This window comes from Brevibacillus dissolubilis, from assembly GCF_006170445.1.
In the GTDB taxonomy this organism is placed as follows: Bacteria; Bacillota; Bacilli; order Brevibacillales; family Brevibacillaceae; genus Brevibacillus_B; species Brevibacillus_B dissolubilis.
Genome location: NZ_VCNA01000003.1, coordinates 419,421 through 444,239, shown reverse-complemented (window position 1 = coordinate 444,239; position 24,819 = coordinate 419,421). Strand labels below are relative to the sequence as shown.

The window sequence follows — 24,819 nt, the reverse complement described above, 5'->3', positions numbered from 1 at the left end:
AAGGTCTTTTGGTGTTCAATCAGATTCAACAGCGAGACAGGCCTACAGACCGTATACGCTCTTGAATTTTTGCTCCAGATACTCCACCAGATATTGTGCATTCGCCTGCTCGCCGGTGATCTCGACAACGAGTTCGCTCGGGTCTTTTAGCTTGCCGTATTGGTGGATTTTTTCGTTGTACCACTTGATGATTGGCGCGAATTCACCGCGGGAAACCAGCTCATCGTAGTTGGTGATTTCTTTTTTGAGCGTGTTGGTGAACTGTGCGGCATAGACATTACCCAGTGAATAAGTAGGGAAATAGCCGATGCTGCCGCCAGCCCAGTGTACGTCTTGGAGAACGCCCATTTTGTCGTTTGGTACGTCAATGCCGAGGTACTCTTTGTATTTTTCATTCCAGATGCCTGGCAGGTCGGCTACATTCAACTCTTGGCTGATGAGACCTTTTTCGATCTCGTAGCGTACCATGATGTGCAGGTTGTAGGTCAGCTCGTCGGCGTCTGTACGGATTAGGGATGGCTCAGAGATGTTGATCGCACGGTAAAACTGCTCAAGGCTGACATCCTTGAATTGGGTTGGGAAATGGTTTTGCAGATCCCCGTAGAAATGCTGCCAGAACGGCAGGCTTCTGCCCAGGATGTTCTCGATGAAACGGGACTGGGACTCGTGAATCCCCATGGACGTACCGTCGCACAGCAGTGTGCCGAACAGCTCTGGGTTGATATTTTGCTCATAGATCGCGTGACCTGTCTCGTGGATGGTGCTGAAGAAAGAGTCGCGGATATCATTTTCATCGTAGCGCGTGGTCATGCGGACGTCATTTGGACCAAAGCTGGTGCAGAATGGATGGGTGCTTTTGGCAAGGACGCCAGCTTGGAAATCAAAGCCGATGCGCTCCACGACAAAACGGCTAAACGCTTCCTGCTGAGCCACATCAAAAGGCTGCTGGAGGAAGCTGGTGTCAGGACGGTTGCCGGATTCCACCAACGCTTTGAGCAACGGTACAGATTTGTCACGCAACACCTTGAACATACCGTCGAGGACGTCAGTTGTCATGCCTGGCTCGTATTGGTCGAGCAGGGTATCATACTTGGAGGTCTTGACACCCCAGTAGTCGATGAATTCCAGTGTCATCGCGATGATTTTTTCCAGATAAGGCTGGAACATTTTGAAGTCGTTGTTGGCGCGGGCTTCTTCCCAGACGGTTTCGGCTTGGGAGGTGAGCACCACGAATTCTTGGTAGCGGTCTGGTGGGACGCGCTTGCTGCGCTCAAAATCTTTTTTCGTCAGCTCCACCAGTTTTTTGGTAACAGGATCGAGTTGTTCGTATGTAGCCGGTTCGCTCAGCGCTTGCAGGTATTCACCCATCTCGCTTGAGGTGCTTAATTTGAAATGCTCGCCGGACAGGACGCCGATCATCTCAGAGCGCGGGTCCATCCCTTTGCGTGGAGCTGCTGTGCGCAGATCCCAGTGCAGTACATTAAGTGCATGAATGTAGCTGAAAGTGCGTTTTGACAAGTCATGAAAGCCTTTGACCTGCTTTTCAAATGTAGAAGACATGGTGAACCTCCAATCATTTCCTGCAAAATTTTCGGTTCTCCCATTATATCCTATTTGATTTGAAAAAAACATCATATGGAGTTTTCCGCTGATTGTAGGTATAATCGTTAGAAGACCAGGGTGTAACCCCGATTTTACTTAGGAGAATGAAAGCATGAGCAAATACGACAGCAGTTGGGATAATGAGATCCTGAAGCGACGCACGTTCGCCATCATTTCCCACCCGGACGCGGGTAAAACGACCATGACTGAAAAGCTCTTGTACTACGGCGGTGCCATCCGTGAAGCGGGAACCGTCAAGGGACGTAAGAATTCCAAGCACGCAACATCTGACTGGATGGAGATCGAGAAAAAACGCGGAATCTCCGTAACCTCCAGTGCGATGGACTTTGAATACATGGGTCACCATATCAACATCTTGGACACCCCAGGCCACGAAGACTTCTCGGAGGATACCTACCGTACCCTGACCGCAGCGGATGCGGCCGTGATGATCATCGACGTAGCTAAAGGGGTCGAGGCACAGACCAAAAAGCTGTTCAAAGTCTGCAGGATGCGCGGCATTCCGATCTTTACCTTTGTCAACAAGCTGGACCGTCACGGGAAAGATCCGTTCGACCTGCTGGAAGAACTGGAAAACGTCCTCGGGATCCGTTCCTATCCAATGAACTGGCCGATTGGGATGGGTCAACACTTCTGCGGTGTATTCGACCGTACCCAATCCCGTGTGGAGCTGTACCAGAACGACTCCCAGCATCAAGAAATCAAGTTCTTCGAAGTGGAGAGTGCAGAAGACGGTTTGATCCGTGAGCGTGTAGGCGATGTCTTGGCTGACCAGCTCAAGGATGAGATTTCTCTCTTGGACGTAGCAGGTGACGAGTTCAACCCAGAGCTGATCGCCAAAGGGGAGTTGACTCCAGTCTTCTTCGGTTCTGCGATCAACAACTTCGGCGTACAGACGTTCCTCGAGAACTTCCTGCAGATGGCTCCACCGCCGTCACCGAAGAAAAGTACGGCAGGATTGATCGAGCCGACCGGTCGTCCGTTCTCCGGCTTTATTTTCAAAATTCAAGCCAACATGAACCCGGCTCACCGTGACCGCGTGGCATTCCTGCGCATCTGTTCCGGCCGTTTTGAGCGCGGGATGAGCGTCAAGCATGTGCGTATGGGCAAAGACATCAAGCTGGCCCAGCCGATGCAGTTCATGGCACAGGATCGTGAAATCGTCGAAACCTCATACGCAGGTGACGTCATCGGTCTGTTCGACCCAGGTATTTTCCAGATTGGGGATACGCTGGTCGTCGGTGAACAGTTCGAGTTTGAAGAGATGCCACACTTCTCGCCTGAGTTCTTCTCTAAGGTAACGGTGAAGGACGCGATGAAGCACAAGCAGTTCCAAAAAGGAATCATGCAGCTGACCGAGGAAGGTACTGTACAGCTGTTCAAGACCCATCCATGGGATGAACTGATCCTTGGTGTAGTTGGTGTGCTCCAGTTCGAGGTGCTTGAGTATCGTCTCAAAGCCGAGTATGGTGTCGATATCAACCTTACGCGCATGAGCTATCAGATCGCCCGCTGGATTGACGGTGACGAGGAAGCGCTCAAAGCGGTATCCTCCCGTAACCAGACCGTTTCTGACCGCTACGGACGTCCTGTCATGCTGTTTGAGAGTGAGTACCAGCTCCGTATGGCACAGGAGAAATATCCGAAGCTTCAGTTCCACGACAGTTCACTTGGATTGAAAAAGAATCCACAGGCGTAAGTGTAGCGATTGATTCGTTATTTTCAATCGAGTTGGTTTGATTGTATGGAAAGCTCTTTCCTTTCGGGGGAAGGGCTTTTTTATTTTATTTTGTTTTGTTAACGGTATCCTTGATTGTTTCGCAGGTTATTTATGGGTTTTGATAGAGCACGTTTTGGTTTAACCAGTGGTAGGATGAATGAGTAGACGCCCTTTCGTACACTGCAGGGAAATTTGCTTTTTTTGTCCTAAGCCTCTGTTCTACAATACCTCTCAAGAGATAAAAGAGAAGAGGTACATGCCCTATGACCAAGCTGATGAACCCGAAAGTAGATTTTGTTTTCAAACGGATTTTTGGAGCAGAGGAGAATAAAGACATCCTGCTGTCCCTCTTAAATGCCATCCTCCAGCTCCCGGACGACCGCCAGATCACAGAGATTGTCCTGCTGAATCCCCATCTGGAACCAGACATGCTGGGCGACAAGCAATCCGTCCTTGACGTACGAGTGCTGACCGCTGACGGTGTTCACATCAACATTGAAATCCAATTGTTCAATCCGTACAATATTGAAAAACGAACCCTCTATTACTGGGCCAAAATGTATGAGGGGCAGCTGCAACAACGGGATAATTACAAGAAACTGAAAAAGACCATTACGATCAATATCGTTGATTTCAACTGCCTGAAGAGCGAGTCATACCACAGTGTGTTTCACGTCTGCGAGGATACCAGCGGAACTCTCTTAACAGACGACTTGGAGATTCATTTTTTGGAATTGAAGAAGCTTAGATCAGCTTCGGTCACAGATGACAGTATGCTGGTCAAGTGGCTGCAGTTTTTAGCGGCCGAGCATGACGAGATACGGGAGGAGCTAGCGATGACAGACCCCACCATTAAAAAAGCGTTTGATGTGCTGGAATACTTAAGCCATGACAAAATCGAGCGGATCCGGTCTGAGATGAGGGAAAAGGCGCTGCGTGATGAGATTTCCAGGGTGAGTGGTGCTGAGGAAGAAGGGTTTAATCGCGGGATGGAACGCGGAATGGAACAAGGTTTGGAAAGAGGTTTGGAGCAAGGTTTGGAGCAGGGTTTAGAAAGAGGTTTGGAACGAGGACTGGAACAAGGCATGGAAAGGGGACTGGCAGAAGGAATAGAGAGAGGGATCGCAGAAGGAGCCGCTGCATCGATGCGAAAAATTGCCCTGACCATGCTCGCTAAAGGCACTGACATCCCCTTAATCTCAGAAGTCACCGGACTATCCCCAGAAGAGATCACACAACTTCAAAAACAACTCCCCGATGACACCAAATGATTCTGCCACCACTGATTTCCGGGAAAAAACCGGGAATCTTTTTTTGTCCCTGTCCACATATATTGAAGCAGACAGAGCGGAAGCGAGAGGAGTGGAAGGTGTGTCGAAGCAGTACGGGTGGCTGTTGTTTATCATTTTGTTTTTGGCGTCCTTTGATATGCACGCACAGATGCCGCTGTTAAGCCCTTATCTTAAGGAGCTGGGGACATCGGCAATGATGATGGGCATATTGCTTGGGGCGTATTCGATCACCAATCTGATCGGCAACATGACAGCAGGACCGTTTTTGGACCGCTACAGCAAAAAGAATTTTATTGCGATCGGATTGATGATTGCAGGAGGACTGTTGGTAGCCCATGGACTGGTGAATACCTCCAAGGAGTTGCTGGGATTGCGCCTGACATACGGATATGTGATGGCTTTCGTTGGGCCGGCAGCCTCTGCGTTGTTGGGTCAACTTGGACGGACGGAGGAAGAGCAGGGGAAGGTGATGGCCAAAAAAGGGATCGTGCTGACCAGTGCTTCGATCATCTCTCCGGCAGCGGGGGGCTTTTTGGCAGCAGAGTGGGGGTATGCATACTCATTTGTCATCCTCGGGGGCCTGTTGATCTTGACGGGACTGTTTGCCATGATTGCCTTGCCAAGGGAGCGTTATCAGATGGCACGGGGGGCGTCATCTGAGTCCAATCCGCCAAAAGAAGGGAAACGGGTGGCGGTTCTCGATGTGTTCCGTCTGATTTTTACCATGCCAGCGCTTTATCCGGCCTTGCTGACTGGCTTCGCCGTTATGTATGCGCAGGGAACCGCGATGTACGAAATTCCTCTTTTGATCCAGCAGGAGAATCTTGATCCGTCTGTTACGGGTCTTGTGTTCAGTGCGATGGGCATCGGGTCACTCGTTGTGCTCAGTCAGTTCTGGCTGAATCGGGTCTCGCCGGTCATCCGCTGTTCCATCGGGCTGTTTCAGCTTGGATTGGTCATTTACGCCTTGGCGATTAATATGGGCATCTCGCTGTACATCTTGATGTTTTTCATCGGTATGAGCTTCGGAATCTTGTTCCCGGCGATGACGACGGTCTTGCTGCAAAAAATTCCGCGAGACATGTATGGGACGGCATTCAGCCTGTTTTCCGGAGTTTTATCAGTAGGGGCGATTATCAGCCCGATTATTGCCGGTGCCAATGATAACGTACACAGCTCCTTTTTCTTCGCGTTCTGTATTCTGATGGCGACGAGTGCCTTCTGCTTGATGTTTCAAGACAAAAAAACCAAGGCGACTCGCCCTGTCACCCGCTAAGAACAGTTAGCGGAATGAGGCAGGCGGGCGGAAGCCCTGGTTTGCTTTGACGTGCTTCAATTGTGCGACGATGATGAAACTGACGATGATCAGCAGATACCATGAGCTGAGCTTGGAGAAATGAACCAGCTGCCAGCCTGCCGACTGGTCAGGATATTGCCAAGCGCCAAGGAATGTCGCGATATTTTCTGCCAGATAGATAAAGAAGCCGACGAGAAAAAATCCAAGATTCAGCGGCATGCCGTAGGTTTCGCGGTTCACGATGAACGTAAGCCGTGTTCGCCAGAAGAGGATAAATACGGCCAGGATCAGCCACCAACGTATATCCCAGATATAGTGATGGGTAAAGAAGTTAAAATAGATCGCCATCCCCAATGGTACGGTCCAGATGGCACGGGGCCAGCCGATCAGGGTAATCCCCAGTCTGCGCCATGCCTGACACAGATAGCTGGCCACGCTTGCATACATGAACCCGCTGTAGAGGGGGACTCCCCAGAGCTTGGAGTAGGCATCCTCAGGATAACTCCAAGAGCCCATGTGCGTTTTAAACAGTTCAAGCAAAAGACCAATCAGGTGAAACACTGTGATGACCTTCAGCTCGTCCCGTGTCTCCAACCCGCTTTTGACCATGAAGACCTGCATCCCGAGACACAGAAGGAGCAACAGGTCATAGCGGGGCAGACCTGGGATGATGATCAGCTTAGAGAGACCCAGTGATAAAAAGATAAACACGGGAAACAAGCACGACATCGCTTCTTGGTAGCCAAAATGCAGGAAAAACAGGATCAGCCGTCTAACGGGAAAAACCTCCGATCATAGGGTCAAGGGAATCGAATCTCACTATTTATTTTCGGCTTTTTCGTCACCGGTTGCCACTGGTAAATCGTAACTGCACCAGTCGCTCCAGCTGCCTGCATATAGTTTGGTATCTGTACGGCCGGCTTCGTGCAAGGCTAATACGTTGACACACGCGGTTACGCCTGAGCCGCAGTAGACGATGACCTCTTTGTCTTGAACGGGGGCAAAACGCTCCTTCAGTTGTTCGCTTGGGCGCAGTTTGCCGTCTTCATTCAAGTTTTCCTTGAAGAAATAGTTGAGGGCACCTGGGATATGTCCTGCTTTTGGATCGAGCGGCTCCACTTCACCGCGATAACGTTCGCCGGCACGGGAATCAAGCAGTGCGGTATTTTCGGAACGGTTTTGCACATCCTCCACATTGACCAGCATATCCGCCTGCACACGCGGGACAAAGGTACGAGCTGGGCGTTTCACAATTTCTTCTGAAACAGGCAGCCCCTGCTCTCGCCAAGATTGAAAACTGCCGTCGAGCACGACAACCTTCTCATGACCCAGATAACGGAGCAGCCACCACAGATGCGCGGCCATCGCCAAATCTTGATCATCGTAAGCGACTACCGTTACATTTTCATCAATACCAGCATGGGAGAAAAGCGAGGCAAGCGAATCAACGGAAGGCAGGGGATGGCGTCCACCGTGTTCTCCAATCGGAGCGGACAAATCCTGCTCCAAATCGAAATAGAGTGCGCCCGGAATATGGCTCTCCATATATTGATTCAGGCCATTACCCTGATGCCCCAAGGTAAAACGGCAATCAATCACAGCCACATTAGGATCGTCTAAATGCGAAGCAAGCCAATCCATTGAGACGAGATTACGAGATGATGTCATCATATCCCTCTTTCCTAGGAAATATCTTCTAGCTATCCTTATCATATCAGAAGCAGGAAGGTTCGTCTCTACCACGGCTGACAAGACCCAAGCAGAAAAAAGGTAGAAAGGACGCAAGAGGCGAATACGAATACATGCTGATTATAGTAAAAAGGAGAACGATTGATCTATGAAACGTATTCTCAAATACTTTTTCGAAGGCTTACTCTTTGTCGTTCCATTGGCGGCGACCGTCTATATTTTGTACTACGTCTTTGTAACCGTTGACGGCTTGCTGCGCCTGCCCATACCGGGATTAGGTTTCCTTGTTACGATCCTAGCGATTATCTTGGTCGGTATGCTGGCATCCAATGTGATTACGAGAAGCCTGCTTCGGCTGATCGACGGAATCTTTGGACGCCTTCCCTTCATCAAATTGCTCTACACTTCCGTAAAAGACCTGATCGGCGCCTTCGTCGGAGAAAAGAAAAGCTTCGACAAACCCGTGCTGGTTCGTCTTACCGTAGATGGACACGGAAAAGCAGTCGGCTTCATTACCCGAGAGACGATGGAAGCATGGGGGATGGAGGATCATGTGGCCGTTTATTTTCCACAATCCTACAACTTTGCTGGTAATCTGCTGCTGTTTCCCCGTGAGCAGGTAGAAATACTTGATGTGGACAGCGCAGACGTAATGGCGTTCCTCGTATCGGGTGGCGTATCAGGAAAGTAGGGTTGGGCGGTAGGGGAGAGCTGGTGTCTTGCAATCCGCTTGCCTTCTTTAAAACCCACAAGGGGTGTAAAGGCTGTCCGCTTCGCAAAAAGAACGGTCTAAAGCCTGGGGCAAAACGGTTCGAAGAAGCTTAATCATACGAAGGGGTTGCCCCTTGGTGGATTCGAAGAAGCCAATACGACCGTTCTTTTTGCTCCGCTAAGCTGGGTTTTAAAAGAGGCTCACGGCTTGCAAGCCACTAGCTCTCCCAACCGAGTGTGGTGGAGAAAATGAAAAGATTAAAGATAAAAAACCAACGATAAAAAATAATAAATCTCCAAGAACGTTAACGGTTTTATTGTAAGATTCATAGACTTTGAGAAATCACTTTCTAAGCAATCTAGCATCCCCCTCGATTTTCCACCCATTTTTTCCACCAAAGTTACGCAGGTAGAGACGGCGGCTTGCAATCCGCGAGCCTCTTTTAAAATCAACCCAGTTACACCAAAAGAACAGGCGTCCTACTTCTTCGAATCTACCAAGGGGCAACCCCTTCGTACGAATAAACTTCCTTGAACCCTTTTGCCCCACCCTCAGCCTGTTCTTTTGGTGTAACGGACACCCCCAACATCCTTGCAGATTTTAAAGAAGGCGAGCAGATTGCAAGCCGCCGGCTCTACCTTCTCTAAACAAGGCGCAAGAAAAAACACACCCGGAAACCCCCGAGTGTGCCTAGCATTACCTTTTGTAAAACTCCTACTTCTCAATAAACACAACCATCGTTCTCGGATGTGCCCCATACGTGTAACTGCTGTTACCTGCAAAAGTAGCCGCAGCCGTATTGGTCCACGTACCGTCAGAGATTTGATCCTCTGTACCAGGCGCTTCAATATTGCTGGTCAGAGCGGTTTCCGCCCATGCAGCGGTATCAAGTACACGATACCACTTTTTGCCCGGCGTATTCGGCGGCAGTTGGAAGGTCAGCTGTCCCCAGTAGTGGTTGGCGATGATATAAAAATCATTGTCAGCAGTAGCTGCTTTGGTCTCGGCTGTACCACCGTCGAGACGCCATGCCAGCGTGTGGCTGGTAGTGCTCCAATCCGGTGATTTATAGGTGGTCCCATGCCATTGAATATCTGGGATGCTGTCACCATCTTTATCTGTGCCTGTGAAGAAAGCGGTCCGTTTGAAGACAGGGTGATCTTTACGCAGCTTGATCACGCCTTTGAAGAAATTGTAGATAGTAGCATGAGTGTTGCGGTCGTTCCAGTTGTAGTAGTTGGCGATGGTGTCGAGATTGTACGTATTGTTGTTACCTTTTTGTGTACGGCGCATTTCGTCACCGCCGAGGATCATAGGAGTGCCTGCGTTGAGCAGCAGGTGGGTGGCGAAGTTGCGGATTTGCGTACGGCGCAGGGTTTCATCGCCGCCAGAATCCCAGCTCATGTTGTCGTCTGTACCACCATCGGACGGGCCGTATGGATAGGCTTGGTTGTTTACTTTGTTGTTATAGCTGACGAGGTCATTTAGGGTAAAGCCATCGTGTGCCGTAATAAAGTTGACAGCATTGAACGGACGGCGGCCATCATCGCCATACATGTCACTGGAGCCTGCGATACGGGTTGCGAGATCAGGAATTTGACCGTCATCGCCACGAACCGTTTTGCGCAGAGTGTTGCGGTATTTATCGAGCCATTCGCTCCATACGTTGGCGAAGCCAGCATCGTAGGAGCCAGGGAAGTTCCCAATTTGATAGGTATTGTCGTCGATTGCCCATGGTTCTGCAACCAGCTTGCTGTCTGGGAATTCTTTATAAATTCGGTTCAGCAGAGTAGAGTTTTTATCATAGTAGAAACCGCCCACCTGCATCGTGTTACCTAGTACAGATGCCAGGTCAAAACGGAAGCCATCCACATGCATCTCATCGGTCCAGTAACGGAGGGAGTCGATGACATGTTGAGTTACTTTTGGATGGGCCACGTTGAAGTTCGCACCGCAGCCGGTGTTATCTTTAAACGATTTTTTATCACTGGACAGAGAATAGTAGACTTGGTTGTCGATCCCACGCCAGCTGAGGATTACGGATTGATTCGGGTCATTGTTGAGAATTCCGCCTTCCCCCGTGTGGTTGTAGACTACGTCGAGGATGACCTCTTTACCATTGGTGTGAAGCGATTTCACCATGTTTTTAAAATCGGTGATCGGGCCAAGCGCAGTCTTATCAGAAGAGTAACGACGGTCAGGAGCAAAATAGTTAAGCGTCATGTAACCCCAGAAGTTGTTTCCATCGATGCTCGGAGCGTCATTGGAGAACTCATGCACAGGCAAAAGTTCAATCGCAGTAACACCCAGATCGTTGAGGTGGCTTACTTTTTGCGTAACGCCCTTGTACGTACCTGGATTGGCGACACCGGAGCTTGCATCCTGTGTAAAGCCACGGACATGCATTTCATAGAAAATCGTTTCGCTCATCGGTTTTTTCAGACGGGCATCAGTTCCCCATGCATAGGAGCTTGGATCGTAGACAATGCCTTTTGGTGCTGCACCGGCAGAGTCGAGACCACGGTTACCGATACCAGATCGGAAAATGCCGTTGGACAAGTCCGGGTCTTTGCTCAACGTGCGGGCATATGGATCGACGAGCAGCTTGTTCGGGTTGTAACGGTTACCGGAAGCATCTACGTCAGCGACGAAGCCGTTCTCTGTACCAGGGCGCCATTCGCTGTTGTATGGCCAGTTCGCCCCCCATACACGGTAGCCGTAGTGAAGACCTTGACCATAGACCGTAGTGCCGTCATTTTTCACGTCTGCTACCCAATAGTAGCCGTCATTGACGAGGGAGCCTTGTTTGATCAGCTCGACGACTTTTGTCGGGGTTTTGGTACCACTGTCGCTTGAGCCAAAGAGCCAGACCTGAGCTTTGGTCGCATTTTTGGACCAGAGCACAAAACGCGTTCCGATCGTGTTGCCGCTGCTGTCCTTCAGTATGGTTGCACCGTCCTTAAGACCGGTCAGAGCGGTACTGAGGTTCGTTTTAACCAGACCTGTCACTTCGGCGGAGGCGGTCACCACGTTGCTGGCATTTTTTGATACAACCTTGATCTTGCCGCTGGTTGTATCCGTTTGACTGCCCAGATTCAGCGAGAAAAAGTAATCCGTGCGGCCACTGATCGCGTTCTGAGACGCAAGTGGTGTAGTTGGATAAGTATTGGTGCCTGTGGCATAATAGACCTCCACTTTGGAGACGGTTGTACCCGCGACATCAGCGCGTACGTTGAGCGTGTTGTTGGCATTCCAGCCCGTAGCAGGCTCTAGGATCGACACCGTATCTGCAAAAGTCACGGCAGGGGACGTGAAGAGAGCCGTGGTCAAGAGCAGGGCAAAGGCGAGCAGGAACGAGCCTCTTTTCTGGAAGGGCAAACGATTTCTCATGGCTTTCACCTCATTTAGTTATTTTTTTGATAAACAAGAACAAAAAAGTACGTAAACCTGAACTCTCACCACCTTTTTTCACTCGGTGTAAACGCTTGCAACATTCTTTTAAATAGAAACGTTTCCAATAATGAAAACGTTTGCATCACATTAGCCAAATTATATCGCCCATAAAGGAACAACGTCAATCATGTTTTACTTTTTTAAAAAGAAAGGATAGATCGTGAAAATGGAAATGATGCGACAAATTCTGCAACACTATTTTCCATATCTCCCTGAAGAAGCTGTTGGGCAATTGCAGGAAATCGGGAGTGGGGTCAATAATATGACCCGATGCCTGCTGATTGATGGTCAGCTACACATCATGAGAATCTATCAAAACCATCAAAACCCCACGATCGTCGCCTACGAACACAACGTTCTCAAGCAATTGGCGCAGATGGAAATGTCTTTTCAGACGCCCAAGCCGATTCCCACACAGACGGGACAGACCTACCTCACACTCCCAGATGGCCGGATTGTGGCTCTGTTTACCTATATTGAAGGAACACGCTGCCGTCTGGACAACCCGGTACAGCTACACAGCATCGGAGCCGCCATGGGTGAACTGCTGACCGCGATGGCGACCATCCAAGCAATCCCCCATCCAGTCTATGCTTCCTATGCCCATCTGTATGAAGTCCACCCACTCGTGACCCGCGATACCTTGTTCCAACTGCCGCATCAACCTGAGTGGGCACATCTGGAAGACGCACTTCAGACACTCCTTGACGAAGTCCGTGCCTTCGAAACATCGTCTTCCCAAATCATTCAACATCTACCTTGCCAACTCATCCATGCCGATTTCGTGGAGACCAACCTGCTTGTGAACCACCAACAAAATCAGGTCAGCGGCATCCTTGATTTCGAGTTCACCGCTCCCGACGTCCGCATCATGGAACTGGCTTGTTTTCTCACCACCCTTTTAAAAGAAGCAGGGAGCCCGTGGCAACAACAACTATCCCCATTTCTCCAAGGCTACGGTTCCACCGCCCGCCTTACACCAGCAGAGATCACAGCCATTCCCCTCTGCATGAAAAACCGCCGTATCGTCAGCTTCATCCACTACCTCGGCCGCCAACTCGCAGGACTGGACACGCAAGAGACAACCGAAACCCAACTCACCCGCTTTCTGCGGATGAATAACTGGCTGCAGGAGAACAAAGAGCAACTCTTACAACTAGTAACGGAATCTATTGAACCGTGCTGAACTGTACTGAGTAGGGCAAGGTGAATGAAAAGCGGCTCTTGCAACTAGTAACGAGTCGATAAAACAGTGCTGAAATACCGTAGAACAGGGAGAATAAGTAGAACGGGATAATGAGGGGATAAAGTGGAATGCAGTCAATGAGAGGAAAAGGGAGTGGGAGCAAAAGCAAGAATAGGAGTTATGGGAAAAATAGGAATAACAGGAATGAAAAGAGTGGAGAGCACCAGAGTTCGGAAAGGAGTAACGCAGCAGCAAGGTACTAAAGGTAGAAGCCCTAAGCCTTAAGCCAAGTACAAAGCTAGAAGCAAGGAGCTAAAACTCCAAAGCTAAAAACATAACACCAAGACCCTAAGACCGAGATTCAAAGCTACCAACAAACCACCCCCGCCAAAACCCCGCGCCAGCGTTCCGCACTCTCTCACCCTGCATTCTTTTCCTATCTCCTCCCCTACATGCTGATCAGGCTTCGTTTAACCCCCAGCGATAGGGAGTGATATCTGTTTGTAAGGATACCGGCCTCTTCGTAGAAGAGGGAAAGGCGACTGGAAAACAGATATCACTCCCTATCGCTCCCCGGTTAAAATCCGAACCCCTCCATCAGCAATCCCCCAAAAAATCAAAAGACTGCCGGTACAAGAACCGACAGCCTCTCAACAGAGTACTCTGAAGTTTTTTCGCGGAAGCTTTATCTCCATACCTTTTACGCTGAGCCTTCATTCTTTGCTCCCAAAACCCTGACTACGAGTCAGATCCCAACGCAACGCCCCAACTCTTAGCTGCTGAAAAAACCGCTAAAGCTGGAATGCTTCTTATTATGATAATGACCATGTCCATATTGCTGGTGTCCGCCATGATTGCTGCGACCGAGGAAGGTAATGTCGCTGCTGGAGTATTTTTTGTAAGAGTTTTGGCGGTGGTTGTTATGGCCGAAGAAGGAAATATCGCTGCTGGAATATTTTTTGAAATGGGAATGGCTGCCTTTGTGACCACCGAGGAACTTCGCGCCTTTGCCGACCACCTTGAGTACGACCAGCAGGAAAGCCCCCATCATGAACAGGCCCAACAAGACTAAGAATCCAAGTATTTTCATTTTGTCATCAGACTCCTTTTTGTGTATCTGATTAAGGTATACGAGCGGCTCCCGAAAAAGTTTCAGGCATTTAGGTATTTTTCATAGGGTGAAAAATCAATTTGCTTGCTCGTCAGATGACTGATCAGGAATTTATGGTCACGCTTAGGTGTCGCCAGAATATACCCCCTGATGATCAACTCGTCCGTGATCATGGGAGCTTTTTCCTCCAGGGCAAGCTGACCGATCTTACCTGCGATCGTTCGGCGGGCGACAGGGCGGAACAGCTCTGGCACCGGTTCTACCAGTTCATTGAGGAACACCAATTTTTCATCTGTCCACATCTCACGTGTCTGGTCGATGTAGTAGTCCTGCCAGTCAAGATCTGACTTGCCGTCCTGCTTGGGCATCGACTTGAGGAATTTGCGGAACATGAAGTATCCACCGATCGCAAACAAGCCGACCAATACCATCATCCAGAATAGAATAAACCAAGAAAACCATCCGGTAATCATCGTAATACAGCACCTCTTTATCCAAACTCATGCTCTACTATGCAGTTTAGCCGATTTTGGACTTTCCAACAAGGATATAAGACAGTATGATAAAAAGAGGAAAGGAGGTCGACACATTATGTTCAAATTAGGACAGCGTGTGATCATCGTGGCCGACTCCTTTGAGCAATCCTTGCCGATTGGTGAGCATGCTTATATCATAGGGCGTGATCGGAATCCAGATACCGTGTTTGAATGGGTGATTCGGGTTCCTAAGATGGATAGACATTTTCCGATCGTGGAAGCAGATATTGCTTTAGAGGAGCAGTTGATGGAGCAGGAGGCGGAGCGCATCTCCCGCGAGGCGTTGCTGGATTTTGCCCTGTTGACCCGCAATGAAGCACTGTTCCGTCAGTTGATGGGCATCGAAGAAGAGGAAGAGGCGCAGGAGCAGGCCGAACCTCAGAAAGAATCGATGGAAGACTTTATTCGCAAGGTGAATATAAAGGCGTGGATCTAACATTTTTGACGATTTCGATGCGACTCGCAGAGAAATCGTTTTTTTTGAAGGAATTTGGCTAAAAGGGACGAATACTAGTACTATACAGAGAAACGGAAGGTGGCCACTCACATGTCAGAATTTATTGAATTCCATAATGAAGATGGACAAACGGTTCAAATGTCCCGCGACGAATTCCGCGAAAAAATCCTCCCTAAAAATTTAGAACTGTTGTGGGATGATAAAGAAGAGCTGCGCCAATTTGCCATGCGTCTGCTGCAAGATCAGTTCACCGAAGAGGCAAGCAAAGCTGCTGACCGTCTGGTTGAGCTGTGGGGACCGATTGAACCGGCATTGGTGTTCCGTTCCATCGTACATCTTCAAGCAGGAGAATTTGACCAAGCGAAAACTCTGTTGGAGCGCGTAATCGAAATCTACCCTGAATCCGCTCCGGCTTATATCAATCTCGCCCGTCTCTATGCACATGAAGGGCAAGAAGAACAAGCCGCCGAATTCCTCAAAAGAGGCCTTTTGATTGACCCGAATGAAGAAAACGGTGTCAACTGGATCGTTGCTTCCTTCATGCAGCTGGGTAAAAAAGAAGAGCTGTTCGAGCGCTTGGAGGAGCTGGCCCAGCACGAGCAGGCATGGCGTCCACTATTCGTCATGGCGCAAATCTCTCTGCGCGAGGGAGACCTTCTGACCGGCATGAATATGTACAAGCGTGCACTTGACCGCGTCAATGGACACGAGGAGCTGGTGATGAACGTCACGGGTGAACTCGGTCAGGCGGGGTACCCATACCAACTGATCCAAATCGCGGAGGAGTATTACAAACCGACGTTTATCGTGCCATACACTGGCTTCAACTATATCAACGCCCTTTTCCAAACCGACCAGAAGGACAAAGCGCTGCAGGTGCTCAAAGAACTGCAGGAAAACGCCCAAGACCAATTCCGTCCGCTGATCGAAGACTTCATCTCCAAGCTCCCACAAGAGCTCTTCGAAGAGCCATCCGCACAAGTGCAGACCACTGGCAGCGAACAGACTGCTGGCGGCGATAAAAAGCCTTGGTGGAAAATCTGGTAAGCTGATTGGATGCTTGCCGAAACAGAACCAACATCCAAAAGACCGTCCTTTGGGCGGTTTTTTTATTTCGGATAAAAAAGGATTTTTCACTGTAATGTAAAAATAAATAAAGTGGAATGATTATCCAATTTTTATTTCGGAGGGAATTCTTTTGAAAAAGCATGTATCTGCACTCATCACCGGCGCTCTTGTGCTGGCATCACTCGCTTCTGTTTCTGCTCATCCTGGCCGTACTGATAGCAATGGCGGTCATACCTGTCGAACCAATTGTGACAGCTGGGGACTCTCGTATGGCGAATATCATGATCACAACGGCGGCGGCTCTTCGTCAGGTGGTTCAGGCGGGCATACTCAAACCAAACCAGCACCTGCCGCTCCAGCCCCGAAAAAACCAGTTGCTCCGACCGTTGTAAAAAAGACAATTGTGGCTGTAGACAATGCCAACGTATTTAGTTACCCGTCGACAGATCCATCTTACGTATCTGGAAGCCTCTGGTATGGTGCAGTTGTAGTCGATCAGGGTGGGTATCCAGACTTTTACAACACGCAATATGGATACGTACCAAAGACGGTTCTTACTTCTTACACCGTAAGCAAACCGCAAGTTGTAACGGTTCAGTCTGACAAAGGCTACTTCTTCAATACAGCAGCAACCGGAAGCAAATCAAGAGGATACGCACTGAAGGGAACGCAGGTTAACGTTGCGGGTCATGCCGGCAACTTCTTCTACGGTTCCAGCACGGACGCCAATGGGAAAGTATTAGTCGGTTTCATCAGTAAAACGGTTGTACGTTAATCTGATTAGTCAGAATGAAAAAACGAGCCTTTGCAGTCGAAGGCTCGTTTTTGTCGTGGAAAAAGCTCGTGTATATCGTTGTTGAAAATGGTAGAAGGGGAATTACCGTCAAGCACTTGGTTACCAGCGACGGCCGCGATCCCAGCCATCACGGCGGTCCCGATCATGGTCACGGTCCCAGCCACCACGGCGACCCCGATCATGGTCACGGTCCCTGCCATCACGGTGGTCCCGACGGCGGCGCAAGTCACGTAGGAAACATCTTGGGTCCGGACGGCATCTTCTACGGCAACGAGGGACATAACGGCGGCGAATAGGGTCCCAATCCCAATCACAATCTTGGAAGCAGATGATACAACGGCCTCTCTGATACGGATCGAAATACATGTTTCATATTCACCTCACTTTAAGGTTTGTATTATTACATGCAAACACAGTGGGGGTTGACAGGTACAAACGTATGTAGGGACGAATCCATTTTTGATCCGCAGAAGTGAGGGGGAACTAGGTACAATCAGTGGAGATGAGGGCTGCTGTCAGGATTCGGATTCATATAACAGAGTTGGGTGATATCGATGTTCATTTGGATATAATTTGATAAAGATTCACATTTTTAAATTTTTGTTATTATCTTTATTTACATTACATTAGTGTTCGGTTATTATGTTAGTAAGTAAAGTTATTACAATATTTAGAAAAGGAGTGCATGATTATGAAAAAGATTTTTGCCACTCTGGCTACGACCGCGATGATGGCTTCGATCCTGGCAGTCCCGTCTTTTGCAGCTACGAACAATCAGCTTGAGAGCACGCAGAGCCAAAGCAGTGAACAGCAGGTAAACTCTGTTGGACAAGACGGCTCAGCAGATCATAGCTACCGCACACAAACAGAAACGTTCGGCATCGAAGTGAAGGGAACTGTCGAGACAGATACACTCGGCATCGACGACTATCCGTATAAATACGACAGCTGGACGGTAGCAGACCCATGGCTGTTCTACAAACGGGAGTGTGTTTCTTTTGTCGCTTGGCGGATGAACAACGACAACAAAGTGAACTTCCACAACTACATGACAGGTCCAAATGGCTTGCAAGGTCACTGGGGCAATGCCAATCAGTGGGATGATAATGCCCGCAATATCGGCTATGCCGTGAATAAAACCCCAGCCGTAGGTGCGATTGCACAATGGAACAGCGGCGGTTATGGTCACGTGGCCTATGTACAGAGCGTATCTGCTGACAGATCCACAATCACGATCGAGGAGTACAATTATAACTACAACCATAACTATAACAGACGCACGATCTACACCTCCTCCGTGGAAAACTTCATCCACGTCAAAGACCTTGGCACAGCAGTATACGGAACCGTCCGCTCCAACGGAATCGCGCTGAACGTACGCTCCGGCCCAAGCACGGCCTATGCGGTTGTCGGTACCGTAGCGGATGGCTCCACGGTCAGAATCACCTGCCAAAAACGCGGGCAGATGATCACCGGATCTTTGGCTACAACCGATCTGTGGGACTATGTCGGTAACGGATATGTATCTGATGCTTATGTAGAAACAGGTTCAAATGGACAAGTAGCACCTACCTGCCAATAAGATAGGGGGATGTCTCTCGGTGAAAAAACAACTGCTTACGATGACTTCAGCCGTACTGCTGGTGTCCGCGGTGTCGGTACCGTCTTTTGCGATGACAGGGAACAATCCGGTGGCACAGACGCAAGCAATTGATCTTGGATCGGCAGTGAGTCAGCAGTCCGCTACGGCATCACAAGGGCTGGCAGCTGATCACAGCTTCTCTGTCCAAGGCGAGAGCTTTGGGGTAGATGTACAAGGCTTGGTCGATGTCGACACGGTTGGCACGGACGACTATCCGTACAAAAACGACAGCTGGAACCAAGCCGACCCATGGCTGTTCTACAAACGCGAGTGCGTCTCTTTCGTGGCTTGGCGGATGAACAACGACCAGAAGGTGAGCTTTTCCAACTATATGGCGGGGCCGAATGGGAAGTCTGGTCACTGGGGCAATGCCAACAACTGGGATGATAATGCCCGCTTGATCGGCTATACGGTGGACAAGATTCCGGCGGTTGGTTCTGTCGCACAATGGAACAGCGGTACGTACGGACATGTCGCCTACGTGCAGAGTGTATCTGCTGACAAATCCACGATTACGGTCGAGGAGTACAACAAGGGCGGCACCCATGTGTATGGGAAGCGGACGATTTTGGCCTCTTCGGTGGAGAACTTTATCCATATCAAAGACAGTGGGGCAACCGGGATCAAGGGAACGGTCAACACGAGCGGAATCTCGCTCAATGTGCGTTCTGGACCGGGTACGTCTTATAGCATCGTAGGATCTGTGGCAGACGGTGCGAGCGTCACGATCAAGTGCCAAAAGCGCGGAGAGAGCGTGACCGGCACTTATGGTACGACCACCCTGTGGGACAACATCGGCAGCGGGTATGTGTCTGATGCGTATGTCTATACGGGGTCGGATGGACAAGTAGCACCGACCTGTCCGTAGAATGACAGAGGATCATCACCGATCCGCTTTATATGAGAAAAAAGTCACGACCCATCAACCGGGCGTGACTTTTTTCGTGTTGCAATCTATTTAAACTGGCTGGTCAGCTGCCGCTCCAGGTAGGCAACGCCTTGATACATCAGCGTTGCGACAATGGCAACAATGAGCAGTGAGACCATAACCAGGGTAAAGTTGAACACCTGGAAGCCATAGATGATCAGGTACCCCAAGCCGTTCTGCGCGACGAGGAATTCGCCGACGATCACCCCGACCCATGAGAGGCCGACATTCACCTTGAGCGAAGAGAGCATGGCTGGGATGGTGGCGGGCAGGATGACCATGGTGAATACCTGCCAACGGTTGCCGCCAAGCGTCTTGATCACTTTGATGTAGTTATCGTTGACTTCTTTGAAGCTGGTGTAGATCACAATCGTCGTGATAATCACCGAGACCGCACAGGTGGTAGCGATGATCGAGAGCAATCCCGGCCCGAGACCGACGATGAACAGCGGGCCGAGCGCCACTTTTGGCATGCTGTTGAGAACGACGAGATAGGGGTCGAGCACCCGTGAGAGAAAAGGAGACCACCAGATCACCGCAGCGATCAGGACACCAAGCAGGGTGCTGAGCAGAAAGGCAATCACGGTCTCGGCGAGGGTGACACCGATGTGGGGGAAGAGGCTCATGTCGCTGATTTTTTCGACGAACATGGCCCAGATTTTACTCGGATAGCTAAAGAGCAATACATTAATCGTACCAGCGCGGGCCGCCCATTCCCAAGCACCGAGGAAGAGGATGAGGAGGGCGAGCTGTGTGGTCGTGACCAGCCATTTTTGCCGTCGTTGCTCACGCAGGTAGGCTTGGTGTATGCGTTCCACGTCAGTCCGTTCCATGTGAACTCGCCTCCATCTCTTTCCAGACTTGGTTGAACAGGGTGGTGAAGCCTTCTTCATTCCGGGCATAAAAGGGCAGAGGCTCGCGGATATGGGGTGGGATCATCACTTCTTTGCGGATACGCCCCGGATTGCGGTCGAGGACGAAGACACGGTCGCCCATCGCGACGGCTTCGTTGAGATCATGGGTGACGAGGATGGCTGTTTTTTTGTGGCGGCGCAGGGTTTCGATGATCAGATCCTCCAGCTTGAGCTTAGTCTGGTAATCCAGCGCGGAGAATGGTTCATCCAACAGCAGGATATCAGGCTGGCAGGTCAGCGTACGGACGAGGGCGACGCGCTGGCGCATACCGCCGGAGAGCTGATGCGGGTAGGAGTGGCGGAAGTTAATTAATTCCATCTCCTCAAGCAGATGCAGCGCATATTCTTCCGTCTCTTTGCTGCGGATGTGCTGGATGTCGAGACCGAGCATCACATTTTCCTCAATCGTGCGCCAGTTGAACAGATAATCCTGCTGAAGCATGTAGCCCACTTGGCGGCTCGGGCCCTTGATTTCGACGCCATCGATGAAGATTTTGCCCGCAGTCGGCTTCTCCAGCCCCGCGATCAGGGAGAGAAGCGTCGTCTTGCCGCAGCCGCTCGGACCGACCAGGCAGATGAATTCACCTTCCTCAACCCGCAAGTCGATCCCTTTGACGGCCATGAACGCTTGACGCGGCGTCACATAGAGATGGGTCACATGTCTCAGTTCGATCTTGGCAGTGGTCGGAGGAAGAGTGGTCATGTGACGTTACCTCCCTTCCTTCGCTTTTTGGGCAAAGGTAGTGTTGACCAGTTTGGCGTAGTCGGCAGAGCCCTTCAGCTCGCCTGCTGCCGTCATGATCGCTTTGAGATTGTTCCATTCGGCTTCATCGAGGATTGGGTCAGCGGCGTAAGAGCCTTGCTCCAGATAGCGCTTGACCGAGCTTTCCAAGATGTCTGCATCAATATCGTTGAAATAGGGCGCGATCACATCTGCCGTCTCCTTGGGCGAGTGGGAGGCTACCCACTCCTGCCCTTTGTGGATCGCGTTGGTGAATTTTTGCACCGCTTCTTGGTGGCCGTTGATGTAGCTTTGCTTTGCCATGAAGACGGTGTAGGGGACGGTGCCGCTTTCCTTTCCGAACGAAGCGACGACATATCCCAGACCATCCCGCTCGAACTGAGAAGCGGTTGGCTCAAACAGCTGCACATATTCGCCCGTACCGGATGAGAAGGCGGAGGCGATGTTGGCGTAGTCGATGTTTTGGATCAGCTTGAGGTCTTGGTGTGGCTTGATGCCTTTTGTCGAGAGCACGAATTCACCGACCATCTGTGGCATACCGCCTTTGCGCTGGCCAAGGAACGTGCTTCCCCTCAGCTGATCCCATGTAAAGTTGTCGATCTTTTTGCGTGAAACAAGAAACGTCCCGTCTGTCTGGGTGAGTTGGGCAAAATTGACGACTGGGTCGGCAGAGCCTTGCTGGTCTACATAAATACTGGTTTCCGATCCGACCAGCGCGACATCGATCCCGTCGGAGAGCAGCGCGGTCATGGTTTTGTCGCCGCCCCATGTGGTGATAAGCTCCACATTCAGGCCTTCTTCTGCAAAAAAGCCTTTTTCAATCGCCACATACTGCGGCGCGTAGAACAGCGAACGGGTCACTTCGCCGATGCGAATCTTATCATCAGAAGCAGACGTGCAGCCGGTCAAGATGACCAACAGCCCCAAGCTCACAGCCAGAACCGGAGAGAGAAACTTCTTCATCGGATACCCCTCCCAGGTGTTTTGCGTCGTGGTTATGTTGCATCGTATGCCCAGACACAAAAAAGGGTGAATGCCTAGACACAACCTCCTGCCAAATCGTGAGGGCTTGTCATATAATGAAGAAACCATGCAAGCGCTGGAGGTATTGTTATGCAAGCACAACTTACGCAAAAGAGGGGGCCGCTTGATTTGTTGGTCATAGGCTTTGGTTTCATCTTCATCGGCATCATCTGTCTGATCATTCATCTTTTTCAATCGTACAATCCGGGAAAAATCACGGTCTCGGCACCATTTGGGATCGGTTCCTTTGAGATTGACCGTTCTGCTCTGTCGGGTAAAGAGCTAGATATCGCGTGGAAGCTGTATGTGCAACTGTCCACCCGAAAAGCAGCGATTCCGATCAACGAGGAGGACGATCTCATCACAGGTGTGTACGATTCGTGGTATGAGCTGTTCAAATCAACCCGTGAGTACCTGCTGGAGATGCCCGCACAGGATCTGGCCGGCAATGACAACGCACAAAAGATCGTCAATCTCTCCTTGGAGGTCTTAAACCAAGGCTTGCGTCCTCATCTGAATAAATGGCAGGCAAAGTACCGGATGTGGTATGAGGAAGCGCTGCAAGACCCGGCCAATAAGGGCTTGACCCCGCAGGAAATCCAGCGCAAGTATCCGCATTATGAGGAAGTGATCACGGATATGAAGCGGGTGAATGGGGAGCTGGTGAAGTATGCGGAGGAGCTGAAGCGGTTTAGCTATGAGAAGCCGCCGAGTGGGGGGAGTAAGGCGGTGTCGTGGTTCATGGAGCTGCTCGGAGGGAGTAAGTGATCAATGCTTGGCTGGATATGAAACTCCCTAGGAAGTAAGAAAGATGGAGAAAAGGGTTGTAGGAATATATAGATTAGATTATCATCTAATTAGTTAATCATCAAATTGGTTTTGAATGGACAATTTCCACAACCCATTTTTTCTTAAAGGAGACCCGCCCCTATGCCAACCCCAACCCCTTTCCCAACCCATAGCACCCGCCTCACCTACACCAGCTGCACCCCCGCTGACTTGCCCGCCCTCGTCGACGTCTACAACTCCAATCCCTTTTACATGCAAGTCTCCGAGGGCAAACCCACCGTCACCCTCGCCGAGGTAGAACGCGACTTCCTCGAAACCTCCGACCACAACGGCTATAACATCATCATCCGCGAAAAAAACAACCCCGCCGTCATCGGCACAGGTCAATTCATCCTCAACAACCCGCGCGACAACAATCCGTGGCTGGGACTGATCATGCTGCATGCCGACAAACAAGGCCACGGCTATGCCCGCGAATTCTTGCAAACACTTCTTGGTTGGTATCACACGAACGGCTACCCGGCCCTGCACCTCGCTGTCCTCGAACAGAACGAGCGTGTCGTCGCTTTTTATGAAACATGCGGCTTCACCGTCTACGAGCGCAGCGAGCATGAGCGGCTGGGCAAGCTTATCTATATGTCCCGGCCTACAGCGTAACCGTCCGAATATGATAGACGGATGTGAATACCGTCAAAAGTACTAGGAGCTGGCATCGCTTGTCTTCTTTTAAGTGGTGTCATTGATATGTTGGTTGCTCCAGACACCATGAGTACCACCACGCAAAAATTTTTTCCTACTCCGTACCCTCCTGTCCAACCACACAAGCGTTATGCTATGATAGGAAAAATATCCAACAACCATGCCACAACACCAAAGGAGTGACCCACCCCATGCTTATCACCTTCCTCGGCACGGGTTCAGGCGCCCCCTCATCCAAGCGCAATGTCAGCGCAATCGGCCTCACCTTCATCCAAAAAGGCAAATGGTGGCTGTTCGACTGCGGAGAGGGGACCCAGCACCAGATCATCCGCTCATCGCTTAACCTAAATAGCTTAGAAAAAATCTTCATTACCCATCTGCACGGCGACCATCTCTACGGTCTCATGGGACTCTTGGGCAGCCGCTCCCTGCGTGGCAGTGAACATACCGGCCCGCTTACACTGTACGGCCCGCCCGGACTGGAGAAGTACGTCAAGGCGATCATGGAGATCAGCCCCGTCCATCTGCAATACGAATTGACGATCAAGACGGTCGAGCCCGGCATCATCTACGAAGATGACGACCTAATTGTTGAAACCGCGCCCGTCTCCCATCGTATACCTGCTTATAGCTATTCCGTCACCGAAAAGCCGCGTCCCGGCGTATTCCGCGTCGATCTGGCAAAAAGTGAGGGTGTTCCTGCAGGCCCTCTGTATGCTAGACTCAAGCGCGGGGAGATAGTCGAGCTACCAGATGGCCGCATCGTCCACGGCACCGATTTTGTCGGTCCGCCGCAACCAGGCCTCAAATTCGCCTACAGCGGTGATACCGTGCCCGTCCCTGAGTTCGTCGCACTGGCACAGGACGCAGATGTGATCATCCACGAAGCAACCTATGTCCACGAACACGTCGAACTGGCCGAACGCGCCGGACACTCGACCGCATGGCAGGCTGCCAACGTGGCGAAGGAAGCCAACGCCAAGGCACTGTTCCTGACCCACTTCAGCCCGCGCTATGAGAACATGGATGACCGCATCACCATGGATGATCTGCTCGCAGAAGCGCAGAGCGTGTTCCCAGAGACGCATTTGGCGCATGACTTTTTGCAGTATGAAATCAAGCGCACACGAGATACAGAATAA

General features: G+C 50.5%; 23 protein-coding genes. 13 read left to right on the top strand and 10 right to left on the bottom strand.

Annotated elements, in window-relative coordinates:
* Positions 1-42 precede the first annotated feature (42 nt).
* Complete coding sequence (locus tag FGI41_RS08215) at positions 43-1,560, bottom strand: carboxypeptidase M32 (protein ID WP_139489467.1); 1,518 nt, start codon at positions 1,558-1,560, stop codon at positions 43-45.
* 154 nt (positions 1,561-1,714) lie between these two features.
* Here FGI41_RS08215 and FGI41_RS08210 point away from each other — a divergent pair, with 154 nt between their 5' ends.
* The 3 genes from FGI41_RS08210 (at position 1,715) to FGI41_RS08200 (ending at position 5,911) form a co-directional block, all read left to right on the top strand.
* Positions 1,715-3,322 carry a peptide chain release factor 3 gene (locus FGI41_RS08210; protein ID WP_139489466.1) on the top strand — a complete coding sequence of 536 codons (1,608 nt, stop codon included), beginning with the start codon at positions 1,715-1,717 and terminating at the stop codon, positions 3,320-3,322.
* 284 nt (positions 3,323-3,606) lie between these two features.
* Positions 3,607-4,614 carry an Rpn family recombination-promoting nuclease/putative transposase gene (locus FGI41_RS08205; protein ID WP_139489465.1) on the top strand — a complete coding sequence of 336 codons (1,008 nt, stop codon included), beginning with the start codon at positions 3,607-3,609 and terminating at the stop codon, positions 4,612-4,614.
* Positions 4,615-4,714: 100 nt separating this feature from the next.
* Positions 4,715-5,911 carry an MFS transporter gene (locus tag FGI41_RS08200; RefSeq protein WP_139489464.1) on the top strand — a complete coding sequence of 399 codons (1,197 nt, stop codon included), beginning with the start codon at positions 4,715-4,717 and terminating at the stop codon, positions 5,909-5,911.
* A 6-nt stretch (positions 5,912-5,917) separates the two neighbouring features.
* Here FGI41_RS08200 and FGI41_RS08195 read toward each other — a convergent pair whose 3' ends face one another.
* Positions 5,918-6,700 (bottom strand): DUF817 domain-containing protein, encoded by a 783-nt coding sequence (locus FGI41_RS08195; protein WP_255298389.1) that lies wholly within the window; start codon positions 6,698-6,700, stop codon positions 5,918-5,920.
* 51 nt (positions 6,701-6,751) lie between these two features.
* A complete protein-coding gene (locus FGI41_RS08190; RefSeq protein ID WP_139489707.1) occupies positions 6,752-7,600 on the bottom strand; it encodes a sulfurtransferase in 849 nt (282 codons plus the stop codon).
* A gap of 169 nt (positions 7,601-7,769) precedes the next feature.
* Here FGI41_RS08190 and FGI41_RS08185 point away from each other — a divergent pair, with 169 nt between their 5' ends.
* Entirely contained in the window at positions 7,770-8,312 is a 543-nt protein-coding gene (locus FGI41_RS08185; protein ID WP_139489462.1) for a DUF502 domain-containing protein, read from the top strand.
* Positions 8,313-9,047: 735 nt separating this feature from the next.
* Here FGI41_RS08185 and FGI41_RS08180 read toward each other — a convergent pair.
* The gene (locus FGI41_RS08180; protein ID WP_139489461.1) at positions 9,048-11,723 is read right to left on the bottom strand and encodes a glycogen debranching protein; all 2,676 of its coding nucleotides are present in this window, start codon (positions 11,721-11,723) and stop codon (positions 9,048-9,050) included.
* A 229-nt stretch (positions 11,724-11,952) separates the two neighbouring features.
* Between FGI41_RS08180 and FGI41_RS08175 the strand changes: the two genes are divergently transcribed.
* The gene (locus FGI41_RS08175) at positions 11,953-12,972 is read left to right on the top strand and encodes a phosphotransferase enzyme family protein (RefSeq protein ID WP_139489460.1); all 1,020 of its coding nucleotides are present in this window, start codon (positions 11,953-11,955) and stop codon (positions 12,970-12,972) included.
* A 772-nt stretch (positions 12,973-13,744) separates the two neighbouring features.
* Here the strand turns inward: FGI41_RS08175 and FGI41_RS08170 are convergent.
* Together FGI41_RS08170 and FGI41_RS08165 are read right to left on the bottom strand one after the other, a co-directional pair.
* The gene (locus tag FGI41_RS08170) at positions 13,745-14,062 is read right to left on the bottom strand and encodes a hypothetical protein (protein ID WP_255298374.1); all 318 of its coding nucleotides are present in this window, start codon (positions 14,060-14,062) and stop codon (positions 13,745-13,747) included.
* Between the two features lie 62 nt (positions 14,063-14,124).
* On the bottom strand, positions 14,125-14,556 hold the full coding sequence (locus FGI41_RS08165) for a DUF2621 domain-containing protein (protein ID WP_139489459.1): 432 nt from the start codon (positions 14,554-14,556) through the stop codon (positions 14,125-14,127).
* A 118-nt stretch (positions 14,557-14,674) separates the two neighbouring features.
* On the opposite strand from FGI41_RS08165, the gene FGI41_RS08160 reads away from it, so the two are divergent.
* The 3 genes from FGI41_RS08160 (at position 14,675) to FGI41_RS08150 (ending at position 16,919) form a co-directional block, all read left to right on the top strand.
* Positions 14,675-15,055, top strand: coding sequence for an ATPase (locus tag FGI41_RS08160; protein ID WP_139489458.1), 381 nt, complete (start codon positions 14,675-14,677; stop codon positions 15,053-15,055).
* A gap of 111 nt (positions 15,056-15,166) precedes the next feature.
* Positions 15,167-16,123, top strand: a complete 957-nt coding sequence (locus FGI41_RS08155) for a tetratricopeptide repeat protein (RefSeq protein WP_139489457.1) — start codon at positions 15,167-15,169, stop codon at positions 16,121-16,123.
* A gap of 151 nt (positions 16,124-16,274) precedes the next feature.
* A complete protein-coding gene (locus FGI41_RS08150; protein WP_139489456.1) occupies positions 16,275-16,919 on the top strand; it encodes a YHYH domain-containing protein in 645 nt (214 codons plus the stop codon).
* Between the two features lie 5 nt (positions 16,920-16,924).
* Here FGI41_RS08150 and FGI41_RS24835 read toward each other — a convergent pair whose 3' ends face one another.
* Complete coding sequence (locus FGI41_RS24835) at positions 16,925-17,170, bottom strand: hypothetical protein (RefSeq protein WP_176560184.1); 246 nt, start codon at positions 17,168-17,170, stop codon at positions 16,925-16,927.
* Between the two features lie 461 nt (positions 17,171-17,631).
* Here FGI41_RS24835 and FGI41_RS08140 point away from each other — a divergent pair, with 461 nt between their 5' ends.
* On the top strand, positions 17,632-18,522 hold the full coding sequence (locus FGI41_RS08140; protein WP_176560183.1) for a CHAP domain-containing protein: 891 nt from the start codon (positions 17,632-17,634) through the stop codon (positions 18,520-18,522).
* 19 nt (positions 18,523-18,541) lie between these two features.
* Positions 18,542-19,450, top strand: coding sequence for a CHAP domain-containing protein (locus FGI41_RS24830; RefSeq protein WP_176560182.1), 909 nt, complete (start codon positions 18,542-18,544; stop codon positions 19,448-19,450).
* Between the two features lie 86 nt (positions 19,451-19,536).
* On the opposite strand, the gene FGI41_RS08130 is transcribed toward FGI41_RS24830, so the two are convergent.
* From FGI41_RS08130 to FGI41_RS08120, 3 genes are read right to left on the bottom strand one after another with little or no spacing between them, the layout of a single operon-like run.
* Positions 19,537-20,343: an ABC transporter permease gene (locus tag FGI41_RS08130; RefSeq protein ID WP_139489454.1), complete on the bottom strand. Its 807-nt coding sequence runs from the start codon at positions 20,341-20,343 to the stop codon at positions 19,537-19,539.
* Positions 20,330-21,127, bottom strand: a complete 798-nt coding sequence (locus tag FGI41_RS08125; protein WP_139489453.1) for an ABC transporter ATP-binding protein — start codon at positions 21,125-21,127, stop codon at positions 20,330-20,332. Before FGI41_RS08125 ends, FGI41_RS08130 begins: the two co-directional genes overlap by 14 nt.
* Positions 21,128-21,133: 6 nt before the next feature.
* Complete coding sequence (locus FGI41_RS08120) at positions 21,134-22,129, bottom strand: ABC transporter substrate-binding protein (protein ID WP_139489452.1); 996 nt, start codon at positions 22,127-22,129, stop codon at positions 21,134-21,136.
* 150 nt (positions 22,130-22,279) lie between these two features.
* On the opposite strand from FGI41_RS08120, the gene FGI41_RS08115 reads away from it, so the two are divergent.
* The 3 genes from FGI41_RS08115 to rnz all read left to right on the top strand — a co-directional run bounded on the left by FGI41_RS08115 (position 22,280) and on the right by rnz (position 24,819).
* Entirely contained in the window at positions 22,280-22,957 is a 678-nt protein-coding gene (locus tag FGI41_RS08115) for a hypothetical protein (protein ID WP_139489451.1), read from the top strand.
* A gap of 162 nt (positions 22,958-23,119) precedes the next feature.
* The gene (locus tag FGI41_RS08110; protein ID WP_139489450.1) at positions 23,120-23,635 is read left to right on the top strand and encodes a GNAT family N-acetyltransferase; all 516 of its coding nucleotides are present in this window, start codon (positions 23,120-23,122) and stop codon (positions 23,633-23,635) included.
* Between the two features lie 233 nt (positions 23,636-23,868).
* Positions 23,869-24,819: a ribonuclease Z gene (gene rnz / locus FGI41_RS08105; protein ID WP_139489449.1), complete on the top strand. Its 951-nt coding sequence runs from the start codon at positions 23,869-23,871 to the stop codon at positions 24,817-24,819.